Annotated in this window: 18 protein-coding genes and 1 tRNA gene; 15 read left to right on the top strand and 4 right to left on the bottom strand. The window is 72.8% G+C overall.

The features are described 5' to 3' along the window. Positions 1-174 precede the first annotated feature (174 nt). From Q0863_RS14945 to Q0863_RS15005, 13 genes are all read left to right on the top strand, one after another. Positions 175-1,722, top strand: a complete 1,548-nt coding sequence (locus Q0863_RS14945; protein ID WP_298580099.1) for a 4Fe-4S dicluster domain-containing protein — start codon at positions 175-177, stop codon at positions 1,720-1,722. Beyond that, on the top strand, positions 1,722-2,219 hold the full coding sequence (locus Q0863_RS14950) for a FixH family protein (protein WP_298580102.1): 498 nt from the start codon (positions 1,722-1,724) through the stop codon (positions 2,217-2,219). Before Q0863_RS14945 ends, Q0863_RS14950 begins: the two co-directional genes overlap by 1 nt. 8 nt (positions 2,220-2,227) lie before the next feature. After that, complete coding sequence (locus tag Q0863_RS14955; protein WP_298580105.1) at positions 2,228-4,588, top strand: heavy metal translocating P-type ATPase; 2,361 nt, start codon at positions 2,228-2,230, stop codon at positions 4,586-4,588. Between the two features lie 115 nt (positions 4,589-4,703). After that, positions 4,704-4,910, top strand: a complete 207-nt coding sequence (gene ccoS, locus Q0863_RS14960; protein WP_298580108.1) for a cbb3-type cytochrome oxidase assembly protein CcoS — start codon at positions 4,704-4,706, stop codon at positions 4,908-4,910. After that, positions 4,900-5,622: a sulfite exporter TauE/SafE family protein gene (locus tag Q0863_RS14965; RefSeq protein ID WP_298580110.1), complete on the top strand. Its 723-nt coding sequence runs from the start codon at positions 4,900-4,902 to the stop codon at positions 5,620-5,622. The genes ccoS and Q0863_RS14965 overlap by 11 nt, the downstream gene beginning before the upstream one ends. A gap of 217 nt (positions 5,623-5,839) precedes the next feature. Continuing rightward, positions 5,840-6,295 (top strand): azurin, encoded by a 456-nt coding sequence (gene azu, locus Q0863_RS14970; RefSeq protein WP_298580113.1) that lies wholly within the window; start codon positions 5,840-5,842, stop codon positions 6,293-6,295. Between the two features lie 102 nt (positions 6,296-6,397). Further along, positions 6,398-6,474, top strand: a tRNA-Arg gene (locus tag Q0863_RS14975). A 66-nt stretch (positions 6,475-6,540) separates the two neighbouring features. Further along, complete coding sequence (locus tag Q0863_RS14980; RefSeq protein WP_298580116.1) at positions 6,541-8,076, top strand: aldehyde dehydrogenase family protein; 1,536 nt, start codon at positions 6,541-6,543, stop codon at positions 8,074-8,076. Positions 8,077-8,094: 18 nt separating this feature from the next. Continuing rightward, a complete protein-coding gene (locus tag Q0863_RS14985) occupies positions 8,095-8,826 on the top strand; it encodes a metallophosphoesterase family protein (protein ID WP_298580119.1) in 732 nt (243 codons plus the stop codon). Positions 8,827-8,856: 30 nt separating this feature from the next. Then, positions 8,857-9,138 (top strand): DUF4190 domain-containing protein, encoded by a 282-nt coding sequence (locus Q0863_RS14990; protein WP_298580122.1) that lies wholly within the window; start codon positions 8,857-8,859, stop codon positions 9,136-9,138. A gap of 1 nt (position 9,139) precedes the next feature. Then, entirely contained in the window at positions 9,140-10,195 is a 1,056-nt protein-coding gene (locus Q0863_RS14995) for a quinone-dependent dihydroorotate dehydrogenase (protein WP_298580125.1), read from the top strand. A gap of 7 nt (positions 10,196-10,202) precedes the next feature. Continuing rightward, positions 10,203-11,240, top strand: a complete 1,038-nt coding sequence (gene murB / locus Q0863_RS15000) for a UDP-N-acetylmuramate dehydrogenase (protein WP_298580127.1) — start codon at positions 10,203-10,205, stop codon at positions 11,238-11,240. Between the two features lie 56 nt (positions 11,241-11,296). After that, on the top strand, positions 11,297-12,163 hold the full coding sequence (locus Q0863_RS15005; RefSeq protein WP_298580275.1) for a DMT family transporter: 867 nt from the start codon (positions 11,297-11,299) through the stop codon (positions 12,161-12,163). An 11-nt stretch (positions 12,164-12,174) separates the two neighbouring features. On the opposite strand, the gene Q0863_RS15010 is transcribed toward Q0863_RS15005, so the two are convergent. Then, positions 12,175-14,910 carry a serine/threonine-protein kinase gene (locus Q0863_RS15010; RefSeq protein ID WP_298580129.1) on the bottom strand — a complete coding sequence of 912 codons (2,736 nt, stop codon included), beginning with the start codon at positions 14,908-14,910 and terminating at the stop codon, positions 12,175-12,177. Positions 14,911-15,003: 93 nt separating this feature from the next. On the opposite strand from Q0863_RS15010, the gene Q0863_RS15015 reads away from it, so the two are divergent. Next, positions 15,004-15,900 (top strand): GGDEF domain-containing protein, encoded by an 897-nt coding sequence (locus Q0863_RS15015; protein ID WP_298580133.1) that lies wholly within the window; start codon positions 15,004-15,006, stop codon positions 15,898-15,900. 105 nt (positions 15,901-16,005) lie between these two features. Here the strand turns inward: Q0863_RS15015 and Q0863_RS15020 are convergent, their stop codons facing one another. From Q0863_RS15020 to ispG, 3 genes are all read right to left on the bottom strand, one after another. Continuing rightward, complete coding sequence (locus tag Q0863_RS15020; protein ID WP_298580137.1) at positions 16,006-19,236, bottom strand: S8 family serine peptidase; 3,231 nt, start codon at positions 19,234-19,236, stop codon at positions 16,006-16,008. 353 nt (positions 19,237-19,589) lie between these two features. Then, positions 19,590-20,282: a phosphatase PAP2 family protein gene (locus Q0863_RS15025; RefSeq protein ID WP_298580140.1), complete on the bottom strand. Its 693-nt coding sequence runs from the start codon at positions 20,280-20,282 to the stop codon at positions 19,590-19,592. After that, on the bottom strand, positions 20,275-21,561 hold the full coding sequence (ispG, locus tag Q0863_RS15030) for a flavodoxin-dependent (E)-4-hydroxy-3-methylbut-2-enyl-diphosphate synthase (protein ID WP_298580142.1): 1,287 nt from the start codon (positions 21,559-21,561) through the stop codon (positions 20,275-20,277). The genes Q0863_RS15025 and ispG overlap by 8 nt, the downstream gene beginning before the upstream one ends. Positions 21,562-21,712: 151 nt before the next feature. On the opposite strand from ispG, the gene xseA reads away from it, so the two are divergent. Next, complete coding sequence (xseA, locus tag Q0863_RS15035; protein ID WP_298580145.1) at positions 21,713-23,080, top strand: exodeoxyribonuclease VII large subunit; 1,368 nt, start codon at positions 21,713-21,715, stop codon at positions 23,078-23,080. Positions 23,081-23,170: the final 90 nt, after the last annotated feature.

The raw sequence follows: 23,170 nt of genomic DNA on the forward strand, positions 1-23,170 counted from the left end.
GACATTCTGTCGCTATGACCGGTCCGGACGATCCCCATACTGGCGATGGCCGGTTTCGCCCGGCGTCGCCACAGCCACGCCGTGACCGCGATCCGGTGGAGCACAGCCCATGATGTCCCGCACCCACAAGCCACCTTCCGCACCCCGCACGGCCCGCCGTTCCGGACAGTCGCGATGAGCCGCAACATCCCCATCGACGTTGTCGACGATGGCGCCTCGCTGTACGTCAAGGAGCGCAAGGTCTATCCGCGCGACGTGTCCGGCCCGCTCAACCGCCTGCGGGTGGCCGCGGTGGTGTGGCTGCTGGGCATGTTCTACGTGTTCCCCTGGCTGCGCTGGGACGGCCGCCAGGCGGTGCTGTTCGACCTGCCGGCGCGCAAGTTCCACGTCTTCGGCCTGACCTTCTGGCCGCAGGACTTCCTGTTCCTGGCGCTGCTGCTGATCATCGCGGCGCTGGCGCTGTTCTTCTTCACCGCGCTGGCCGGGCGCCTGTTCTGCGGCTACGCCTGCCCGCAGACGGTGTGGACCGAGGTGTTCCTGTGGATGGAACGCTGGACCGAGGGCGACCGCCCGAAGCGGATGAAGCTCGACGCCGGCCCATGGACCCGCGAGAAGATCCTGCGCAAGGGCGCCAAGCACGCGCTGTGGGCGGTATTCGCGCTGTGGACCGGCTTCACCTTCGTCGGCTTCTTCACCCCGATCACCGACCTGGGCGCGCGCCTGGCCACCCTGTCCTGGGGCGGCTGGGAAACGTTCTGGGTGCTGTTCTACGGCTTCGCCACGTGGGGCAACGCCGGCTTCCTGCGCGAGCAGGTGTGCAAGTACATGTGCCCCTACGCGCGCTTCCAGAGCGCGATGTTCGACCGCAATACCCTGATCATCGCCTACGACCCGATGCGCGGCGAACCGCGCGGTCCGCGCAAGCGCGGCCTGCCCAGCGTGTTCGAGCGGGCGCGCGGGCTGCTCGATCCGCGCACCGCCTACGACTACGTGTTCCGCGCCGGCAAGCATCCTTCCGCCGCCACCCAGGCCGCGCACGCCAAGGGCACGATCACCTGGGACGGCGACCTGGACGAGATCCAGCCGCTGCCGAAGTTCAAGTTCGAGGAGCTGGGCGACTGCATCGACTGCACCATCTGCGTGCAGGTCTGTCCGACCGGCATCGATATCCGCAACGGCCTGCAGTACGAGTGCATCGCCTGCGGCGCCTGCATCGACGCCTGCGACGACGTGATGGACAAGATGGGCTACCCCAAGGGCCTGATCCGCTACTCGACGCAGAACGCGATCGACGGCAAGGGCACGCGCGTGCTGCGCCCGCGCATCCTGGTGTACGGCGCGCTGCTGGCGGGCCTGATCGCGGCCTGGGCGGTCGGCGTGGGCACGCGCAGCGACCTCATCGTCGAGGCCCTGCGCGACCGCAACGCGCTCTACCGGGAAACCGCCGGCGGCGCGATCGAGAACGACTACACGCTCAAGCTGGTCAACAAGACCGACCGCGACCGCAGTTTCCGGATCACGCTCGAATCGGCCGTGCCGGGCATCGAACTGCGCGACAATGCGGCCAGCGTGCAGGCCCGCGCAGAGGCGGTGGTGTCGGTGCCGGTGGTGCTGGTGGCGCGCGACGGCGCCAGTGGACGCACTGACGTGCGCTTCATCGTCGAAAGCGATGATGGCGAAAGCCGCGAGACCGTCGACAGCAGCTTCTTCGGACCCATGTGATGGACAAGCACAAGCAGCCGTTCTGGAAGACGCCGATCATGTGGCTGGTGATCGGCCTGCCGCTGGCCTCGGTGGTCGCGGGCGTGGCCCTGGTGATCATCGCCTCGCGCAGCGGCGGCAGCGACGTGGTCAGTGAGGAGGTGCGCAGGGTCTCGCAGATCCAGACCGCCGATCTCGGTCCGGACGCGCAGGCGCGCCAGCTTGGCCTGAGCGCGGTGCTGCGCGCCGACGAGGGCGTGCTCGAGGTGATCCCGGCGACCGGCGAGTTCGAGCGCGACGCGCCGCTGCGCGTGGTGCTGCAGCATCCCAGCCGCGGCAGCGAGGACCTGGCCCTGGAACTCGCCCCGAGCGAGACCGGCTGGCGCCTGCAGCGCGAACTCGACGACGGCCACGACTGGATCGTCGAGCTGGCCCCGGCCGACGGCAGCTGGCGCCTGCACGGGCGCCTGCCCCGCCAGCAGCACGCGACGCGCCTGGCCCCGTCGCTGGCCCAGTAGCCACCGCCGTGGCGGGGCCTGCCTGCCACCACTGTGGCGAGCCGCTGCCGGCCGACGCCGCGCAGCGCGCCGGCGACGCGGACGGACACGCCTACTGCTGCGACGGATGCGCGGCCGCCGCGCGCTGGATCCGCGACGCAGACCTGGGCGACTACTACCGCCTGCGCACCGCCAGCGGCGGCCGCGTCGGCACCGACCACGTCGACCTTTCCGCCTGGGACCGCGAGGACCTGCTGCGCGAGCATGCCCACGCCGTGCCGGGCGGGCGCCGCATCACCCTGCTCACCGACGGCATGCGCTGCGCCGCCTGCGCCTGGCTGATCCAGAACGCGCTGCAGCGCGAACCCGGCGTGGCCGAGGTGACCGCCAACGCCGTGACCGGCCGCATCCGCATCGACTGGGACCCGGCGCGCACGCCGCTGTCGCGCGTGCTCGACCGGCTGCTGTCGCTGGGCTACCGCCCGTGGCTGGCCGGCGGCGATGCGCGCGAGCGCGCCCGCACCGCCGAGCGCAACCGCTGGCTGCTGCGCCTGGGCATCGCCGGCATCGGCATGCTGCAGGCGATGATGATGGCCGAGGCGCTGTACCTGGATTTCGACAGCACCATGGCGCCGGCCACGCGCGACTTCTTCCGCTGGCTGACCTTCCTGCTGGCAACGCCGGTGGTGTTCTACTCGGGCTGGCCGTTCCTGGCGGGCATGTGGCGCGAGCTGCGCGCGCGCCATGTCGGCATGGACACGCTGATCGCCACCTCCACCCTGCTGGCCTACTTCGCCAGCCTGCTCGAGACGATCCGCGGCGGTCCGCACGTGTGGTACGACGCGGCGGTGATGTTCGTGTTCCTGCTGCTGGCCGCGCGCATGCTCGAGCAGCGCGCGCGCAACGTCGCCAGCGCCCAGGTCGACGCCCTGGCGCGTGCGCGCCCGGCCTTCGCTACCCGCGAAGCTGCGGACGGCAGCCGCGAATCGGTGCCGCTGGGTGATCTGCGCAGCGGCGACGTGGCCTGCATCGCGGTGGGCGACTCGGTGCCGGCCGACGGGGTGCTGCTCGACGCCGAGGCCTGGTTCGAAGAGTCGCTGCTGACCGGCGAATCGGGCGCGGTGCGCAAGGCGCCCGGCGCGCTGGTGTACGCCGGCACGGTCAGCCGCGAGGCGCCGGCGCGCATCCGCATCACCTGCACCGGGCCGGAGACGCGCCTGTCCCAGCTCACCCGCCTGGTCGAGGAGGCGCAGTCGCACCGGCCGCGGCTGGCACGCCTGGCCGACGACGTCGGCAGCCGCTTCGTGGTCTCGCTGCTGTTCGTGGCCGTGCTGGTGTATGCCGGCTGGCGCCTGTACGACCCGTCCAGGGCCTTCGAGGTCACCCTGGCGCTGCTGGTGATCAGCTGCCCCTGCGCGCTGTCGCTCGCCGTGCCGACCGCGCTTGCCGCCGCGCACGGCAGCCTCGCGCGCGCCGGCGTGCTGGCCACGCGCCCGGACGCGATGGAGACGCTGGCCACCGCCACCGACATCGTCTTCGACAAGACCGGCACCCTCAGCGACGACCGGCCGGCGCTGGCGACCGTGGAGGCCTTCGACCGACTCGACCCGGCCGCCGCGCTGGCGATCGCCGCCGCGCTGGAGCGCGACGCCGGCCATCCGCTCGCCGCGGCTTTCGCCACGGCCGGAGACGGGCTGGACGCGACCGATGTGCGCGCGGTCCCCGGACACGGCATGCAAGGCAGGGTCCGGGGGCGCGACTGGAAACTCGGCCACGCCGGCTTCGCCGTCGGCGGCGAGGACGACGGCGCGATCTGGCTCGGCGACGGCACGCGCGCGGCAGCACGCTTCGAGCTGCGCGAACACATCCGCGCCGACGCGGCCGCCGCGCTGCAGGGGCTGCGCGACCTGGGCCTGCGCGTGCATCTGTCCAGCGGCGACGCGGCAACGCGCGTCGAGGCGCTGGCGCAGGCGCTGGACATCGATGCCGCCCACGCCCGCCAGCGGCCCGAGGACAAGCTGGCGCTGGTGCGCCGCCTGCAGGACGAGGGCAGGATCGTAACGATGGTCGGCGACGGGCTCAACGATGCGCCGGTGCTGGCCGGCGCCGACGTGTCGCTGGCGATGGACAAGGGCGCGGCGCTGGCCCAGCGCGCGGCCGACCTGGTGATGACCGGCCCCACCCTGCTGCGCATCCCCGTGGCGGTGCGGGTGGCGCGCGCCACGCGCCGCGTCATCCGCCAGAACCTGGGCTGGGCGCTGGGCTACAACCTGCTGGCGATCCCGCTGGCGGCCAGCGGCGTGGTGACGCCCTGGATCGCCGCGCTCGGCATGGCCGGCTCCTCGCTGGTGGTCACGCTGAACGCGCTGCGGCTGGCGAAGGCGGCATGATGGCCGGACGACTCAAGCGGCGTCCGCGCCGCCGCCATCGCCTGGCGGTCGCTGCCGGCCTGCGCGTGCATCGGTCGCGCGCGCGCCTTGCTCCACCCACGCCGGAGGTCCATCGATGAGGATCCTGCTGCTGCTCGTGCCGATCAGCCTGGTGCTGCTGGGCCTGGCGGTCTGGGCCTTCGTCTGGGCGGTGCGCCGCGGCCAGTTCGACGACCTGGACACCCCGGCACTCGACATCCTGCGCGAGGACGGGCCCGGCCCACGCGCGCCGGACCGCTCCAGCGCCGCTGCGCGCGCCCCGGAACCACCCGATGCCGATTGACTGGCTGGTGCTGCTGGCGGCGCTGACCAGCGGGCTGCTCGGCGGCCTGCACTGCGCGGCGATGTGCGGCGGGATCGCCACCGGGCTCTCGTCCACGGCCCCGGGCGGCGGCTGGCCGGCCGCGCTGCAGCTCAACCTGGGGCGGATCGGCGGCTACGTGCTGGCCGGGGCGATCGTCGGCGCGTTCGGCCACGGACTGCTGGCGGTGCTGCGTGAACCGTGGATCGGGATCGCCCTGCGCGCACTGGTGGGCGCGGGCCTGGTAGTGGTGGCGCTGCGCCTGCTGGGCGTGCGCGCCCTGCCCGGCTTCCTGACGCGTCCCGGCACCCGCGCCTGGAGCTGGCTGCAGCCGCTGCAGCGGCGCCTGCTGCCGGCCGACACTGCCGCGCGCCGCCTGGGCATCGGCGCGCTGTGGGGCTGGATGCCCTGCGGATTGAGTTTCAGCCTGCTCAGCGTGGCCTGGCTGCAGGCGCATCCGCGCAACAGCGCGCTGACCATGCTCGCGTTCGGCCTGGGCACCCTGCCGGTGATGCTGCCGCTGACCTGGTCGGGGCAACGCGTGGGCCGATGGCTGCAGCGGCCGGCGCTGCGCCGCACGGCCGCGGCCCTGGTGCTGGGCATGGGCGTGCTGACCATCGCCGCTCCGTGGCTGATGCGCATCCCCGCCCTGCACGGCGTGCTGGCCGCGCTGGGCTGCGCGCCAGCGCACTGATCCGGCCAACCGGCGGCCGGCGCGCGACGCGCCCAGCCCGCCTTGGGAACACCGGTTCGCAAGGGCCTGCCGGAGCGCCGGAGATGTCGGCCGTGGCGACAGCTTTCCGGCCCCCGGCGCTGCACGTCCGGCTGATCCAGATCAAGGCGAGGGGGCATGTGCGCGCGCACCATGGCCGCAAGTCGAAAAGCACACGATCCCCACGGAGAAACACGCAATGAACGTCCGCAAGACCCTCCTCGCCCTCGCCCTCCTCGGCGTCGCCGGCATGGTCCAGGCCGCACCCAACTGCACCGTCAAGCTCAAGGGCGGCGACAACATGCAGTTCGACCAGAAGAGCGTCACGGTCTCGGCCGCCTGCAAGAGCATCAATTTCGAGCTCGAGCACACCGGCAAGCTCCCGGTCGCCGCGATGGGCCACAACATCGTGGTCGCCACCACCGCCGACACGGCAGCCCTCGCCAAGGATGCGATCAAGGCCGGCGCCGCCGCCAACTACGTCCCGGCCGGCGATGCGCGCGTGCTGGCCGCCACCAAGCTCATCGGCGGCGGGCAGACCACCAGCGTCGCGATCCCGGGCAGCAAGCTCAAGGCCGGTGGCGACTACACCTTCTTCTGCTCGTTCCCCGGCCACTCGGCGCTGATGCGCGGCAAGGTCGTCGTCACCCCGTAAGCCAGCGTCCTCCCCGCGTCACGGAGAAAGGCCCGCGCATCGTCGCGGGCCTTGTCGTTTTGGCATGTGCGGGCGCGACATGCGAAAATCCGCGCACCTGCTGCCCCCGTAGCTCAGCTGGATAGAGCGTCCCCCTCCTAAGGGGAAGGTCGTGCGTTCGAATCGCGCCGGGGGCGCCATCCCTATCCGCATTACGCGTCCGACCTGCCGCCCCGCGGCCACGCGGCGCACAGGAGTCCCGCAGCATGACCCACCCCGTCCTTTCCGCGCTCGGCCTCGGCGCCAGCGAATCCGGCACCTGGCTCGGCAACGGCGAATGGTCCAGGACCAGTGACGCCGGCGTGCTGGAGCCGGTCAATCCGACCACGGGCGAGGTGCTCGGCCGCGTGCAGTCGTCGTCGCAGGCCGACTACGAACTGATCGTCGAGCGCGCCCAGGCCGCCTTCAAGGTCTGGCGCACCACGCCGGCGCCGCGCCGCGGCGAGGCGATCCGCCTGTGCGCCGAAGCGCTGCGCACGCACAAGGACGCGCTGGGTTCGCTGGTGGCGCTTGAGATGGGCAAGTCCAAGCCGGAGGGTGACGGCGAGGTGCAGGAGATGATCGACATCGGCGAGTTCGCCGTCGGCCTCTCGCGCCAGCTCTACGGCCTGACCATGCACTCCGAGCGCCCCGGCCACCGCATGTACGAGCAGTGGCACCCGATCGGCCTGGTCGGCATCATCAGCGCGTTCAACTTCCCGGTCGCGGTGTGGGCCTGGAACGCGTTCGTGGCCGCGGTATGCGGCGACATCTCGATCTGGAAGCCGTCGGGCAAGACCCCGCTGTCGGCGATCGCCTCGATGAAGATCTGCAACGAGGCGCTGCGCAAGGGCGGCTTCCCCGACATCTTCTTCCTGTTCAACGACACCGACAACGCGCTCGCGCAGCGCATGGTCGACGACAGGCGCGTCGCGCTGGTCAGCTTCACCGGTTCGACCCGGGTCGGCCGCACGGTCGGCGAGCGCGTCGCGCGCCGCATGGGCCGCTCGCTGCTCGAACTGGGCGGCAACAACGCGATCATCGTCGACCCGACCGCCGACCTGAAGCTGGCGATCCCGGCCATCGTGTTCGGCGCCGTCGGCACCGCCGGCCAGCGCTGCACCAGCACCCGCCGCCTGTTCGTGCACGAGTCGATCTACGACGACGTGCTCGCCAAGCTCGTCACCGCCTATGGCCAGGTGGAGAAGAAGATCGGCGATCCCACCGATCCCGCCAACCTGATGGGCCCGCTCAACAGCCAGGCTGCGGTGGACGCCTACCTCGACGCCATCGAGCGCGCGAAGGCCGCCGGCGGCACGGTCGAAAGCGGCGGTGCCGCGCTGACCGACCGCAAGGGTTTCTTCGTGCTGCCGACCCTGGTGACCGGCCTGTCCAACGATGCCGAGGTGGTCCAGACCGAGACCTTCGCCCCGATCCTGTACGTGATGAAGTACTCGAGCCTGGACGAGGCGATCGACATGCAGAACGCGGTCCCGCAGGGCCTGTCGTCGGCGATCTTCACCACCAACCTCAAGGCCGCCGAGCAGTTCCTGTCGGCCTGGGGTTCGGACTGTGGCATCGCCAACGTCAACATCGGCACCTCCGGCGCGGAGATCGGCGGCGCGTTCGGCGGCGAGAAGGAGACCGGCGGCGGCCGCGAGTCCGGATCGGACGCATGGAAGGCCTACATGCGCCGTCAGACCAACACCATCAACTACTCCGACGCGCTGCCGCTGGCGCAGGGCATCAAGTTCGACCTCTGACCCGGCACGGCAGTGCGCGTGGCGGTGATCTCCGATGTCCACGGCAACCTGCCTGCGCTGCAGGCGGTGCTGGGGGACATCGCCGCGCGCGGCTGCGATGCGATGGTCAATCTCGGCGACCTGGTCTCCGGCCCGCTGTGGCCGGCCGAGACCCTGTCGCTGTTGATGGAGACCCCGGCGCTGACGATCCGCGGCAACCATGAGCGGCAGTTGCTGGACCCGGTCGAGCGGATGGGCGAGTCGGACCGCGTGGCGCACGCCGCGCTGGGGCCGGACCAGCTCGCCTGGATCGCCGCCCTGCCCGCGCAGGCGCGGCTCGACGGCGAGGTCCTGCTGCTGCATGGCACCCCCGGCAGCGACGTCGGCTATCTCGTCGAACGCGTGGATCCCGCGGGTGCCCGTGCCGCACGACCCGACGAGGTGGCGGCCGACCTCGACGGCATAAACGCCAGCGTGGTGTTGTGCGGCCATACCCATGTGCCGCGCGCGCTGCGCCTGGACGACGGACGCCTGTGCGTGAATCCCGGCAGCGTGGGCCTGCCCGCGTTCCGCGGCCGCCATCCCCATCCGCACGTGATGCAGAGCGGGACTCCCGCCGCGCGATATGCCATGCTGCGCCGCGACAGGGGCGTCTGGCAGGCGCAGCTGCTCGAGGTCGACTACGATCCGGCGCCGGCGGTGGACCGGGCCCGCCGCCGCGGTTTCGACCCCTGGGCGGACGCGCTGCGCGACGGCATGCTGCCGGCCTGACTGTCCGCCCCCCATCCCTGGAGCCAGCACATGAGTACGCCCGCCCGCCAGACCAGCTCGCTCGCCGTCGTCAGCCTCGTGTCGGGGATCCTCGGCTGGACCCTGCTGCCGCTGATCGGCAGCATCGTCGCGATCATCACCGGCCACATGGCGCGGGGCGAGATCCGGCGTGCGCCCGAGCGCATGGACGGCGACGGCCTGGCCGTGGGCGGCCTGATCCTCGGCTATACGATGCTGGTCCTCGGCACCATCGGCATCGTCGTGGCACTGGTGTTTTTCGGCGGCCTGATCTGGCTGGGGCTGTCCAGCTGACATGTACGGACTGCTGCGCCCGCTGCTGTTCGGCCTCGATGCCGAGCGCGCGCACCGGCTCGGCCTGCGCGGGTTGGACACGCTGCAGCAGCTGCACATGGGCGCGCTGCTGGGCGCGCGGCCGCGGCCGTTTCCCACCCGCCTGCTGGGACTGACCTTCCCCAATCCGGTCGGCCTGGCTGCCGGGCTGGACAAGAACGGCGCGCACATCGACGGGCTGTTCGGCCTGGGCTTCGGCTTCGTCGAGATCGGCACGGTCACCCCGCGCCCGCAGCCGGGCAATCCGCTCCCGCGCATGTTCCGGCTGCCCCGCCACCGCGCGCTGATCAACCGCCTGGGGTTCAACAACGATGGCGTCGACGCGCTGGTGCGCAACGTCGAACGCGCGCGCCGGCGCAGCGGGCCGCTGGGCATCAACATCGGCAAGAACAAGGACACGCCCAACGAGGAGGCCGAGCGCGACTACCTGCACTGCATGGAGCGGGTGTATCCGCTGGCCGACTACATCACCGTCAACATCTCCTCGCCCAATACCGCCGGCCTGCGCGAGCTGCAGGAGGAACAGGCGCTGCGGCGCCTGGTGGCCACCCTGCGCGAAGCGCAGGAACGCCTGGGCGCGCAGCACGGCAGGCGCGTGCCGATGCTGGTCAAGATCGCGCCCGACCTGTCCGACGAGGACGTGCACGCCTGCGCGCGGGTGCTGGGCGACCTGCAGGTGGACGGCGTGATCGCCACCAACACCACCGTCTCGCGCATCAGCGTGCAGGACGACCCGCGCTCGCGCGAGACCGGCGGGCTGTCCGGCGAGCCGTTGATGAACAAGTCCACGGCGGTGCTGCGGATGCTGCGCACGCGCCTGCCCGAGGCGATCCCGCTGGTGGGCGTGGGCGGGATCCTGTCCGGTGCCGACGCGGTGAAGAAGATGGCCGCCGGCGCTTCGCTGGTGCAGGTCTATACCGGCCTGATCTATCGCGGGCCTGGCCTGATCGGCGAGTGCGTGGAAGCGATCCGCCGGCGCAAGGAAGCCCCCAGCCGCGGCAACCTGCCCAACCTGTGAGCCGGCGATGAGTGTCGGCTACCGCATTGTCGAAGGCGCCGACCTGCGCGCGCGCAACAGCTTCGGCGTCGCCGCGCGCGCGCCGCTGCTGGTCGAGATCGACGATGCGGCCGCCCTGCCCGAGGTGTTCGCTCGGCTTCCGCCCGGCAGCGCGCCGCTGGTGCTGGGCGGTGGCAGCAACCTGCTGTTCGCCGGCGATGCGGAGGTCCCGGTGCTGGCCCTGCGCGACGACGCCGTCACCGTGCTCGACGACGATGGCGCCGAGGCCACCGTGCGCGCCGGGGCCGGCGCGTCCTGGCACGGCTTCGTGCGCTGGACGCTCGACCATGGCCTGTGCGGGCTGGAAAACCTAGCGCTGATCCCCGGCACCGTCGGCGCCGCGCCGATCCAGAACATCGGCGCCTACGGCGTGGAAGTCGGCGAGCGCGTGCAGGCGGTCGAAGCCTGGGAACCGGCACGCGGGCGCTTCGTGCGCCTGTCGCCCCGCGAGTGCGCCTTCGGCTATCGCGACAGCCTGTTCAAGCGCGAAGGCGGCCGCTACGTGGTGACGGCGGTGGAGTTCCGGCTGCCGCGCGATGCGTCCGTGCGCATCGGCTACGCGGGCATCGGCGAGGAACTGGCCGCCTCCGGCATCGACGTGCCGACCCCGCGCCAGGTGTTCGAGGCGGTCTGCGCGATCCGCGCCCGCAAGCTGCCCGACCCGGCCGTGATCGGCAACGCCGGCAGCTTCTTCAAGAATCCGATCGTCCCGCAGGCCCAGGCCGAGGCGCTGGCGGCGGCGCATCCCGGGCTGCCGGTGTTCCCCGGCGCCGATGCCGGCAGCCGCAAGCTGCCCGCGGCCTGGTTGATCGAGGCCAGCGGATGGAAGGGGCGGCGCGAGGGCGATGCCGGGGTGTCGCCGGGCCACGCCCTGGTGCTGGTCAACCACGGCGCGGCGACCGGCGCGCAGCTGCTGGCGCTGGCCCGGCGCATCGCCGGTTCGGTGCAGGCGGACTTCGGCGTGGCGCTGGAGCCGGAGCCGCGCATCGTCGGGGCACGCTGGTGAGCCGGCCGCGCCCGCGCTGGTGGCCCGAATCGGTGTACGCGCGCGCCGCGGTGCTGATGCTGGGCAGCACCCTGTCGTTCGCGATGATGGCGCTGACCATCCGCTACGCCACGCGCACCATCCCGACCACCGAAATCGCGTTCTTCCGCAACCTCTTCGGCCTGGCCACCCTGCTGCCGCTGATCCTGCGCCCCGGCGCCGGACTGCCGCGCACGCGCCACCCGGGGCGCTATCTGGCGCGCACCACGGTCGGCCTGGCCGCGATGCTGTGCGGGTTCTGGGCGGTGGGCCACCTGCCGCTGGCGCAGGCGATCTCGCTGTCCTACGCCACGCCGCTGTTCGTCACCATCGGCGCGGCGCTGTGGCTGGGCGAGCGGGTGCGCGTCCGCCGCTGGGCGGCGGTGGCGGCCGGCTTCGTCGGCGTGCTGGTGATCCTGCGGCCGGGCACCGGCTTCACGCCCGGCATGATCGTGGCGCTGCTGGGCGCACTGTTCGCCGGCATCGTCGCGATCCAGATCAAGCAGCTCTCGCGCTTCGATTCGCCCGACACGGTGGTGTTCTACACCTATGCGTTCTGGGTGCCGATGTCGCTGGTGCCGGCGCTGCTGCAGTGGGTCTGGCCGACGCCGATGGCCTGGGTCTGGCTGGTGGCGACCGGCGTGATGGGCACCTTCGGGCAGCTGCTGTGGACCCGCGCGATCGCGCTGGGCGAAGTTTCGGCGGTGCAGCCGATCAGCTTCCTGCAGCTGCCGGTGCTGGTGGTGTTCGGCTGGTGGCTGTTCGGCGAGACCATCGACGGCTGGACCCTGGCCGGCGCGGCGATCGTGCTGGGCGCCAACGGCTATATCGCCCATCGCGAGGCGATGCTGCTGCGGCGCGCGGCGACCCAGGCCCCGGTGGAGGCGGCGAAGCCCGGCGAGTGACGGTCACAGCCTCAGCCGCGCCGCGCGAGCAGGCCGGCATCCGCGGCGAGCGCCTCCTCGATCGCTTCGCGCAGCCTGCGCTGGCGCGGATCCAGCGTGTCGGCATCGGCCGCGAGCAACGGCGCCACCAGGCGCGCGTGCAGCGCGTCCGCCTCCGCATTGCCGGACCCGCCCATCTCGCGCAGCACGCCGATCAGCGACCACGCCGTGTCCACGACCTGGTGCGAGCCGGCGGGCTGGAACTGTTCGCGCAGCGCGAGCGCCGCGCGCAGCTGGACGGCGGCGCCGGGCAGGTCGCCGGCATCGTGCAGGGCATGGCCCCAGGCCACCATGGCCAGCTGGTACTGCGGATGCTTGGTGCCCAGCACGTCCAGCGCGCGCGGCATCGTTTCGGCGAACTGCGCCTGCGCGCGCGGCAGCTGGTCGGCCCGGGTCAGGGTCATGGCGTGGTTGAGGGCCACGAACAGGGTGTCGGGATGGTCGGGACCGAGCAGCCGGGTGCGCGCCTCGAGCACCTGTCGCTCCAGCGGCAGCGCGCCGGCGAAATCGTCGAGCCGCGCGCGCAGGCTGGCCAGGTTGAGCAGCCCGCGCAGTGTCATCGGGTGCTCCTCGCCAAGTACGCGACGGCGCGCATCGGCCACCGCCGCCGCCTCGCCGACGGCCTCCCCGGTATCGCCGCGGTCGCTGAGCATGTTGGCCAGATTGCCGCGCGCACCCAGCGTGTCCGGGTGCTCGCTGCCGAGCCGCCGCCCCTGCACCGCCACCACCGTGCGCTGCAGCGCCACCGCCGGCACCAGGTCTCCCTGCATCGCCATGGCGGTCGCCAGCGCGCTCATGCTCGCCACGGTGTCGGCATGCTCGTCGCCCAGCACGCGGCGCCGGACCGCCAGCACGTCCTCGAGCAGCGCCCGGGCCTCCGGCAGGTCGCCCATGCGCGCCATCTGCATCGCCAGCCCGGACTTGACCTGCAGCACCAGCCGCTCCTCCGCCCCGAGCGAGGACTGCAGTCGCTCCAGCAGCGCCCGCCTTGCGGTCGCCGCGCCGGGCAGGTCGCCCTGCAGGCCCTGCACTTCCGCCAGGTCGTACTCGATCAGCGCCCTCGTCCCGTCGTCGGCGGGCAGGCCGGCCGCGTCGGCGAGCGCGGATTCCAGCATCGCCCGCGATTCGTCGTAGCGCGAGAGCTGGCGCAGCGCCTCGGCGTGGGCGCGACGCGCACGCAGCGTGGCCGGATCGCGCGGGCCCAGCGCCGACACCCGCCACGCCGCCACGGCGGCCTGGGCACGTTCGGCGCCGGCGTACAGCCCGAGCGCCTCGTGCACGCGTCCCGAGGCCTCGCGCAGATCCGCGGCCAGCCCCGGCTGGTCGGCGAAGTCGCGATCGATCGCCTGCTCGGCGCGCGCCAGCACGCTGGTTTCCATCAGCGAACGCGCCAGGTCCGCCGTGCTCACCCTGGCCAGCACCTGTTCCGCCGCGCCGGCCATCTGCGGCGCGCTGCGCGCCACCTGCTGGCGCAGGTCCTGGCCCAGGCGCAGCCCCATGCCTTCGACGTCGATCTCCTCGAGCAGCGACTGCTGGAACGCGGCCACGCGTTCGAGCTGCCCGCTGCGCTGCTCGGCCAGCGCCCGCTGCGCGCGCGCCTGCATCAGCCCGTGCAGCGACAGCGCCAGCCCGCCCAGCAGCGCGCACAGCGCTACCGCAGCGGCCGCCATGCCGGCCCTGTGGCGCCGCGCGAACTTGCGCCAGACGTAGCCGCGCGCCGCCGGCACCGCCAGCAGCGGCCGCCCTTCGAGGTAGCGGCGCAGGTCCTCGGCCAGCGCGGCGGCGGAGGGATAGCGCCGGTTGCGGTCGTGCTGCATCGCCCGCGCCACCACCCAGTCCAGCTCGCTGCGCAGCGCCCGGCGCAATGCCGGCAGGCGCTGGCCACGGGCCTGGGCGATCCGTTCGGCCTCGCCCGGCGCCAGCGTCTGCAGCTGCGCCGACGGCAGGCGCAGGGTCTGGCCATCGGCGGTATGCGTCTCGCCCCGGTTCAGCGGGCGCTGCCCGGTCAGCAGTTCGCTCAGCACCACGCCCAGCGAGTAGACGTCGCTGCGGGTGTCGAGCAGCGCCTGGTCGCCGCCGGCCTGTTCCGGACTCATGTAGTCGGGCGTGCCGGCAATCTCGCGCGTGCCGGCGCGTTCGGCGGCGGTCGCGATGCCGAAGTCGATGATCTTCGGGTGGGGACGGCCGTCGCCGTCGTCGACCAGCAGGTTGCCCGGCTTGAGGTCGCGATGGATCACGCCCTTCTGGTGCGCGTGCTGCACGCCTTCGCAGGTCTCGATGAACAGCGCCAGCCGCTGCGCCAGCGGCAGCGCGCGCGCCTCGCAGAACGTGGTGATCGGCTGCCCGTCGACGAATTCCATCGCGAAGAACGGATGGCCCTCGGGTGTGGTGTCGGCGTCGTAGATCTGGGCGATCGCGGCATGCCGCATCTGCGCCAGCACCTGGCGCTCGATCTCGAAATGCGCCTTGCGGCGGGGGTCGAGCGCGTGCCCGCGCAGCAGTTTCAGCGCCACGGTCCGCCGCACCGGCTCGAGCTGCTCGGCGCGGTAGACCTCGCCCATGCCGCCGCGCCCCAGCAGCGCCTCGATGCGGTAGCGTCCCAGGCGCGTACCGCGCGGCAGGTCGCCGTCGCGCGCGGGCGTCTGGCCAGGCGCGCGCTTGGCCAGCAGCTCGGTGCGATCGGGATCGTGGTCGGCCGGATTCGTCATGGCGCCCCCTGTGGCCCATCGCGACGGCCATGGTAGCGGAACGCCGCGCGCGGCGCGGGCGGGTACACTGGACGGCCACCTGCCCGCGCCGCCATGTCCAGCTCCGACGACCCGGCCCACACCACCCAGCGCACCCTGCTCAGCGCGGGACCCGACCGCCCGTTGCCGCGACCGGCCTGCCTGGTGGTGATCCTCGGCGAGGGACTCGGCGCGCGGGTCGATGTCGGCACCACGCCGGTGCTGGTCGGCCGCTCCCATGAAGCCGACCTGGTCATCGCCCACAAGAGCGTGTCGCGCGAGCACTGCCGCATCTGGCTCGAGCACGACGCGTTCCATATACGCGATCTCGGCGCGACCAACCCGACCCAGCTCAACGACGTCCCCATCGACGAGGCGACGCTGGCCGATGGCGACCACATCCTGGTCGGCGAAAGCCTGCTCAAGTTCATCGGCCAGACCAGCGTCGAGGCGCGCTACCACGAAGAGATCTACCAGCTCGCCACGCACGACGCGCTGACCGGGCTGTACAACCGGCGCCACTTCATGGAGGTGCTGGACAAGGAGATCTCGCGCGCCCTGCGCCACGAGCGCGACCTGGCGCTGTGCATCATCGACGTCGACCTGTTCAAGCCGGTCAACGACACCTTCGGCCATATCGCCGGCGACGAGGTCCTGCGCCGGATCGCGGCGGTGCTGCGCCAGTACGTGCGCGGCGACGACATCGCCGCGCGCATCGGCGGCGAGGAGTTCGCCGTGCTGCTGCCCGAGGGCGGGAGCCCGGGCGCGGTCGCCTTCGCCGAGCGGCTGCGCGAGGCCATCGCCGCCACGATCTTCTCGCCCGGCGGCCAGCCGCGGCAGATCACGGTCAGCGTCGGCGTGGCGGCGCTGCGGCCGCCCGACACCAGCCGCTCCGCGCTGCTGGCCGCGGCCGACGCCGCGCTCTATCGCGCCAAGCACGAGGGCCGCAACCGGGTACACGCCCGGGCCTGAACCGCGCGGACCGCCTCGGCGCCGCCCGTCCGCAACCCGCGGCGCGCCGGCCCGGACAGGCGAAGGGCCGGTCGCCCGGCCCCCGCCCTTCTCCTTTCGCGCCGGTTACGGCGTGACCGTCAGCCGGATCGCGCCCGCCCGTTTGGGCGCGACCGGATCGTTGCTGCCCACGCAGTAGAACGCATCGCGCGCGCCGGCCGGCAGGCCCGCGGCATCGAGCTGGATGGTCGAGGCCTGCGACGCGCCCGCCGCCAGCGTTCCCATCGGCGGACTGACCGCGCCCATCCACGGCGCCCCGCAGGCGACCTCGCCGACGATCCGCATCGACAGGCCCGCGAACGCGGTGTTCGCCGTCCACGTGCCCGCGCCCGAGGTCGACACGTTGAGGCCGGCGAAACCACCGGTGCCGAGCGCCGATGCGTACCAGGCCCAGCGGTTGGCGAAGGTGGCGTGGGTGTGCACCAGCAGCCAGTAGCGGCCCGAGGCCAGCTCGGCCGTCGCACCGGCCGCCACCAGGTCCAGCGTGACCGCCGCGCCGGCGGTGTCCACGCCCGGCGCGTCGACCGCGGCGCTGTAGGTCCACACCGCCGCTTCGGGCGAGCGCAGCGGATCGCCCGCCGGCACCCCGCCGGCATCCGGGTAGATCGCCCAGGTCAGGGTCGGCGAGACCGCCGCGAGCGCCGAGCCGCTCACCACGAAGCCTTCAGCGCGCAGCGACACGATCCGGGTCGGCGCCGCCAGGCTGAAATCGTCGGCGCTGAACTGCGCGGCGAAACCGGCCACCGCCGGATCGGCGTAGCGCGTCGCGCGATACCCCGAGCTGGCGTTCTGGCCCAACGTGGCGGCCAGCGTCGCCAGCCCCGAGCCGCTGTTGTCGAAGCCGTAGACCAGCGGCGAGCCGCCGATATTGGCGACCGTGGTCGATGCGCGACCGCTGCGTCCGGACTGCAGCGTGGCCGCGACCAGGTCGGGCAGCTGGATCACCGGCGGCGGCACCACCACCGCGATCGGCAGGTGCAGCGTCGGCGGTGCCGCGCGCCCGGCCACCGGCGTCAGCACCAGCTGGCCGAAGTTCCAGCTGCCGTCGGCGGGCAGCGCGCGGCCGTCGACCACCACCCGCACCGCGACCGTACCGCCCGCCGGCACCTTGACGTTGGCCGGGGTGACCCGCGCCGGCAGGCCCTCCACCTGCGCGCGGTAGCCCTGCGCGACTGCGCGCGTGTTGCGGAAGGTGCGCACGAACACGCACTGCGGCACGCAGTTGCGACGGATCATGTTGGGCTGGTTGAGCGTGGCGGGATCGCCGCCGGTCGCGGGATTGGCGGCCAGGTAGTTGGCGGACGTCTCATGCAGCACCAGGCCGGCCGCGACCGCGCGGTCCACCCGGATCCGGCCCGAGCCGGCGGCGTGCGGATCGGCCGGGGTCGCGCCGTCCTCCAGCAGGACCGTGCGGTCGGCGGTCATCGCCAGCGCGGACTTGATCTCCGGCGGCGTCCAGCCAGGCCGCACCTGGCGCACCAGGCCGGCCGAACCGGCCTGGTGCGGCGAGGCCATCGAGGTGCCGTTGTACAGCGCCACGGCCTCTTCGAAGCCGGTGATGGTGGTGCCCGCCACCGCCGCCAGCACGCGCACGCCCGGCGCGGTCACGTCGGGCTTGAGCAGGTCGAAGCTGCCGGCGGGTCCGCGCGAACTGGACGCGGCCAGCACGTCGGGCTGGTTGGTCAACATGATCGCCGGATACGGAATCCCGGCGCTGACGGCCTCGTTGGCCGCGGCGAAATCGCGCAGGGCGTCGCCGTCGGCCTGGAGGATGCCGAAGGCCGGCACGGTGGTGCCCGGCACCGAGGGGATGACCCCGCCGGCAGCGTTGTTGGCGATCACCACCGCCACCGCTCCGGCGGCGGCGGCGTTGTCGACCTTGATCGTGAACGAGCAGCCGCCGCGGCGCACGACCGCGATCGCGCCGGCGAAGCTGTCCGGCGGATAGGCCGCGCAGGCATCGTCGGCCGCGTCGATGCCGGGGCTGACGCGCAGCGGCGTGCCGGCGGGAATCGCCGCCTCCTGGCTCACCCCGTTGCTGCCGGGATTCATCTCGATCGCGGCCAGCGTCTCGGGCACCGGCTGCGGGCCGGTCACCTGCAGCACCACCACGAAATCGCCACGGCCGTGCTGGGCCGAGGCGGTCGAGGACACCCACGGTTCGACGTGGCCGAGCGTGTTCGCCGCCGGCCCGCTGTTGCCGGCGGAAGCGGCGATGTAGATGCCCGCCTCCACGGCATTGAGGAAAGCCTGCGAGACCGCTTCGCTCCACGGCGAGGCGCCGCCGCCGATCGAATAGTTGATGACGTCGACCACGCCGTCGGCGATCGCCTGGTCCACCGCGGCGACCGCGGACACATTCGGGCACAGCCCCTGGCCGGTGGCGGTGTTGGTGTAGCAGATGTCGAAGGCGACGATGTTCGCGCGCGGCGCCACGCCCGAGATGCGCCGCGTGTTGCCCAGCACCTCGACGTCGCGGCGGTTGCCGGCGGCGGTCGATGCGACGTGGCTGCCGTGGCCGTTGCTGTCGCCGAAACCCGGTTCTTCGCGGATGTTGGCCGCGCCGCAGGTGTTGGCCGGCGCCGCGCAGACGAAGTCGTAGCCGCCGATCAGCTTGTCGTTGCAGCGGCCCTCGTCGATGCCGCCGGCCGCGCAGCTGCCGAGGTAGCTGCCGGCGCCCAGCGGATTGGCGTGCACGTGGCCGTCGACCGGATCGACCGCGTCAAACGAGGGGCTGCCGAAATTCACCCCCGAATCGAGGATGCCAAAGACCATGCCCTCGCCCTGCTGGCCGCTTCCACCGCCCGTGGCGGTGCCGTCCCAGACCGCCGGGGCGCCGATCAGGGCCGGCCCGGTGTCGGTATCGAGTGGATATTCGCGGTACTCGTCGACCAGCAGCACGTCGGGCAGCGCGCGCACGCGCTCGACCTCGGCCGCGCCCAGTTCGGCGACCACGCCGTTGATCGCGTGCTGGAAGCGCTGCGAGACGCGCGGCTGTCGCCCGATGGCCTGGGCGATGCCGCGTTCGGCCTGTGCCTGGCGTGCCTGCAGGTAGCGCGCATAGCCGCGCGCCTGCGCGCTGCGCATGTCCGGGCGCTTCGCGCCGCCCGACCCGGCGCGCATGGGCGCCGCCGCCAGTCCGGCGACGCCGCCGCGATAGGCCGCCACCGCCGGTTCGCGGAACATCACGATGTAGATGCCGCGGCCGTCGCGGTCCTCGACGCCGCTCGCCGCGTTCGCGCCGCTGCCCGTGGCTGCCGTTGCGCCTGTCGCCGATGCCGCGAGCTGCGGCTGCATGGCCGACAGCCATGCCCGCGCCGCGCCGCGTCCATCCTCCGTCGCGACCGCCGCCAGCGCCGCAGCGCCTGCCGCGCACAGCGCAACGACCAGCCCAACGCGCCCTGCTGTCCATGCCCACCTCCGGAATCGTCGATACCCCGCAAAAAGTCGACGATCGGTCCGCTCGACTGACCGGACCATCGCCGAAGCCGTTGCGAAGACCCAGGGGCGCGTGCGCGCCGGGAGACCGGGAAACCCCGGCGACCCCGCCACAACCGCCCCTGTCCGATTGCGCATCCCTGTGCCCAGGGCCTGCACTCTACGCCAGCCGGGGCGGCGCGCAAGCCGCGGTGGCCGGCCGCGTCAGCGGCTCAGCGCGGATCCTGGTCCCGCGCAGCGCCGCCGCGATGCAGCAGCAGCCAGGCGCCCACCGTCCACAGCGCTGCCGCAGCCCAGCCGGCGAGGATGTCGGACGGGTAATGCACGCCCAGGTACACGCGCGAGAGGCCGACCATCGGCACGAACGCCGCCATCGCCGCGACCACCCACCAGCGCAGCCGGGTGTGCCATGCCAGCAGCACCAGCACCAGCGCCAGGGTCATCGAACCCATCGCATGGCCGCTGGGGAAACTGTAGGTCGTCTCCGGCGCGATCGACTCCCACAGCGAGGGCCGGTCGCGCGAGAACAGCTGCTTGGTCGCCATGTTCAGCAGCGCCGAGCCGCCCGTCGCCACGACCGCGAACAGGCCCGAGCGCCAGCGCCGCAGCGCCAGCAGCACCAGTACCAGGCCGATGTCGACCGGGACCACGCCCCACTGGTAGCCGATCCGGGAAAAGAACAGGAAGACCCGGTCCAGGCCGTGGCTGGCGACCGACTGCGCGAACACCAGCAGCGGCTCGTCGAACGGGATCGCCTCGGCCTCGTGGACCTCGTCGGCCAGTTCCATGAACGCCCACATGGGCAGCAGCACGCCCGCGAACAGCAGGGCCCACTGCCAGCCGCGGCGACGGATCAGCCAGCCGCAGGCCTCGACCGCCTGGCGGCGCCAGGCCCGGTCAGGCATCCGTGCCCCGGCCCCAGGTGCGATCGACGTAGTCGTCGACCAGGGCCACGAACTCCTGCGCGATGTGCTCGCCGCGCAGGGTCACCGCCTTCTCGCCGTCGATGAACACCGGCGCGGTGGGCGCCTCGCCGGTGCCGGGCAGCGAGATGCCGATGTTGGCGTGGCGCGATTCGCCCGGGCCGTTGACCACGCAGCCCATCACCGCCAGCGTCATGTTCTCCGCGCCGGGACGGGTGATCTTCCACTCGGGCATCTTCGCTCGCACGTGTTCCTGCACCACCTGGGCCAGTTCCTGGAAGAACTCGGAGGTGGTGCGGCCGCAGCCCGGGCAGGCGGTGACCATCGGCGTGAACGCGCGCAGGCCCATGGTCTGCAGCAGTTCCTGCGCCACCACCACCTCGTTGGTACGCGGCGCGCCGGGTTCGGGCGTGAGCGAGATGCGGATGGTGTCGCCGATGCCCTCCTGCAGCAGCACGCCCAGCGCGGCGCTGGAGGCGACGATGCCCTTGGAGCCGATGCCGGCCTCGGTCAGGCCCAGGTGCAGGGCGAAGTCGCTGCGGCGCGCGAGGTCGCGGTACACGGCGATCAGTTCCTGCACGCCGCTGACCTTGGCGCTCAGTACGATCCGCTCGCGCGCCAGGCCCAGTTCGACTGCGCGCTGCGCCGAGTCGAGCGCCGAACGGATCAGCGCCTCACGCAGCACGCGGCCGGCGTCCCAGGGCTCGGCGCGTCGCGCGTTCTCGTCCATCAGCGTGGCCGCGAGCGACTGGTCCAGCGAACCCCAGTTGGCGCCGATGCGCACCGGCTTGTCGTAGCGGATCGCGAACTCGACCAGCTGCGCGAACTGGGTGTCGCGCTTCCTGCCGAAGCCGACGTTGCCGGGGTTGATCCGGTACTTGGCCAGCGCCTGCGCGCAGGCCGGCTCGCGCTCGAGCAACTGGTGTCCGTTGTAGTGGAAGTCGCCGATGATCGGCACCTCCATTCCCTGCATCGCCAGACGTTCGACGATGCGCGGCACCGCGGCGGCCGATTCGGGGTTGTTGACCGTGATGCGCACCAGTTCCGACCCGGCGCGCCACAGCTCGGCGATCTGTTTCGCGGTCGAGGCGACGTCGGCGGTATCGGTATTGGTCATCGACTGCACCACCACCGGCGCATCGCCGCCGACGGCCACGCCACCGATCCGTACCTGGCGGGTGGGCCGCCGCGACAGCGGACCGAACGCGGGCGGCGCCGGATCGGCGTGGCAGGGCGGGAACGGCTGGGGCTGGGCGGACATGCGCGCATTTTACCCGCGAACCCGCGGCGCCCGTGCGCGATGGGCTGAACGACCTGCCTTCCGCCGTCCTGGCGCCCCCGACGCCGGCCGGGCCGGGACCAGGCGCGCGCGCGTGATGGGCTGGCCGCGCCGCCGCGGCTATCCTGCCCGCATGACCGACACGATCACCGGCGAGATCCTCAGCCCCAGCCAGCTCAACACGCTCGCGCGCAGCCTGCTCGAGGACGCGTTCCCGCTGGTGCTGGTGGAAGGCGAGCTGGGCAACGTCTCGCGCCCCGCCTCCGGCCACCTGTACTTCACCCTCAAGGACGCGCGCGCGCAGGTGCGCTGCGCCCTGTTCAAGCCCAAGAGCCAGTGGCTGTCGTTCCAGCCGCGCGAGGGCATGAAGGTGCTCGCGCGCGGCCGACTGACGCTGTACGAGGCGCGCGGCGACTACCAGCTGATCCTCGATTCGCTGGAGGACGCCGGCGAGGGCGCGCTGCGCCGCGCCTTCGACCAGCTCAAGGCGCGGCTGCAGGCCGAAGGCCTGTTCGACGCGGCGCGCAAGCGCCCCCTGCCCGCCTACGTGCGCCGGCTGGCCGTGATCACCTCGCCGTCGGGCGCGGCGGTGCGCGACGTGCTGAGCGTGCTGGCGCGCCGCTTTCCGCTGATCGAGGTCGAGATACTCCCGGTGCCCGTGCAGGGCGAGGTGGCCGCCGCGCAGATCGCCGCGATGCTGCGCCGCGCCGGCGCGACCGGGCGCCACGACGTGATCCTGCTGGCGCGCGGCGGCGGCTCGCTGGAAGACCTGTGGGCCTTCAACGACGAGGCGCTGGCGCGTGCGATCGCGGATTCGCCGGTGCCGGTGGTCTCCGCGGTCGGCCACGAAACCGACTTCAGCCTGTCGGACTTCGCCGCCGACTTGCGCGCGCCCACGCCCTCGGCCGCGGCCGAACTGCTGGTACCCAGCCGGGTCGACCTCGGCCAGCGCGTGGCCGGGCTGCAGCGGCGTGCGGCGGCGCTGCAGGCCAACCACCTGCGCCAGCTTGCCCAGCGTGCCGACCGCGCCGCGCTGCGGCTCAACGCGCAACGGCCGCAGGCGCGCCTGCTGGCGCATGCGCGACGTAGCGACGAAGCGCTGCGCCGGCTGCATTCGGCCTGGCAGCAGCGGCTGCAGGCGCACGCGGCCGACCTGCGCCACGCCCGCGCGGTGCTGCAGGCGATGCGGCCGCAGCGCCGGCTGCAGCTGCTGCGCCAGCAACTGGCCGATACGCATCCGCGCCTGCAGGCCGCGATCGCGCGACGCGTGCAGCGCGATGCCCTGCAGCTGCGTGGCCTGGCGCGCTCGCTGGAGGCGGTGAGTCCGCTGGCCACCATCGCGCGCGGCTACAGCATCGTCCAGCGCGGCGACGGACGCGTCGTGCGCAACACGCGCGACGTGGTGGCCGGCGACGCGGTGCATGCACGCCTGGCCGACGGGCGCCTGCAGCTGCGCGTGGAAGCTGTGGAACCGCTGCCTGACACCGCCTCGGGCAAGTAGGCGCCTTCGTTTCCGCCACGCGGAACTCGCCCGCCTATCCGCGACGCGCATCTGCCGCACCCGCGCGAGCGCATCGCTGCATCCCGCCTG

The sequence above is a fragment of the uncultured Luteimonas sp. genome (assembly GCF_947492465.1).
GTDB lineage: Bacteria > Pseudomonadota > Gammaproteobacteria > Xanthomonadales > Xanthomonadaceae > Luteimonas.

Excerpts from the sequence above, each read along its gene's own strand:
- Q0863_RS14945 (WP_298580099.1), top strand. The coding sequence starts at position 175 with ATGAGCCGCAACATCCCCATCGACGTTGTCGACGATGGCGCCTCGCTG.
- Q0863_RS14950 (WP_298580102.1), top strand. The coding sequence starts at position 1,722 with ATGGACAAGCACAAGCAGCCGTTCTGGAAGACGCCGATCATGTGGCTG.
- ccoS (WP_298580108.1), top strand. The coding sequence starts at position 4,704 with ATGAGGATCCTGCTGCTGCTCGTGCCGATCAGCCTGGTGCTGCTGGGC.
- Q0863_RS14965 (WP_298580110.1), top strand. The coding sequence starts at position 4,900 with ATGCCGATTGACTGGCTGGTGCTGCTGGCGGCGCTGACCAGCGGGCTG.
- azu (WP_298580113.1), top strand. The coding sequence starts at position 5,840 with ATGAACGTCCGCAAGACCCTCCTCGCCCTCGCCCTCCTCGGCGTCGCC.
- Q0863_RS14980 (WP_298580116.1), top strand. The coding sequence starts at position 6,541 with ATGACCCACCCCGTCCTTTCCGCGCTCGGCCTCGGCGCCAGCGAATCC.
- Q0863_RS14990 (WP_298580122.1), top strand. The coding sequence starts at position 8,857 with ATGAGTACGCCCGCCCGCCAGACCAGCTCGCTCGCCGTCGTCAGCCTC.
- Q0863_RS14995 (WP_298580125.1), top strand. The coding sequence starts at position 9,140 with ATGTACGGACTGCTGCGCCCGCTGCTGTTCGGCCTCGATGCCGAGCGC.
- murB (WP_298580127.1), top strand. The coding sequence starts at position 10,203 with ATGAGTGTCGGCTACCGCATTGTCGAAGGCGCCGACCTGCGCGCGCGC.
- Q0863_RS15005 (WP_298580275.1), top strand. The coding sequence starts at position 11,297 with ATGCTGGGCAGCACCCTGTCGTTCGCGATGATGGCGCTGACCATCCGC.
- Q0863_RS15010 (WP_298580129.1), bottom strand. The coding sequence starts at position 14,910 with ATGACGAATCCGGCCGACCACGATCCCGATCGCACCGAGCTGCTGGCC.
- Q0863_RS15015 (WP_298580133.1), top strand. The coding sequence starts at position 15,004 with ATGTCCAGCTCCGACGACCCGGCCCACACCACCCAGCGCACCCTGCTC.
- Q0863_RS15020 (WP_298580137.1), bottom strand. The coding sequence starts at position 19,236 with ATGCAGCCGCAGCTCGCGGCATCGGCGACAGGCGCAACGGCAGCCACG.
- Q0863_RS15025 (WP_298580140.1), bottom strand. The coding sequence starts at position 20,282 with ATGCCTGACCGGGCCTGGCGCCGCCAGGCGGTCGAGGCCTGCGGCTGG.
- ispG (WP_298580142.1), bottom strand. The coding sequence starts at position 21,561 with ATGTCCGCCCAGCCCCAGCCGTTCCCGCCCTGCCACGCCGATCCGGCG.
- xseA (WP_298580145.1), top strand. The coding sequence starts at position 21,713 with ATGACCGACACGATCACCGGCGAGATCCTCAGCCCCAGCCAGCTCAAC.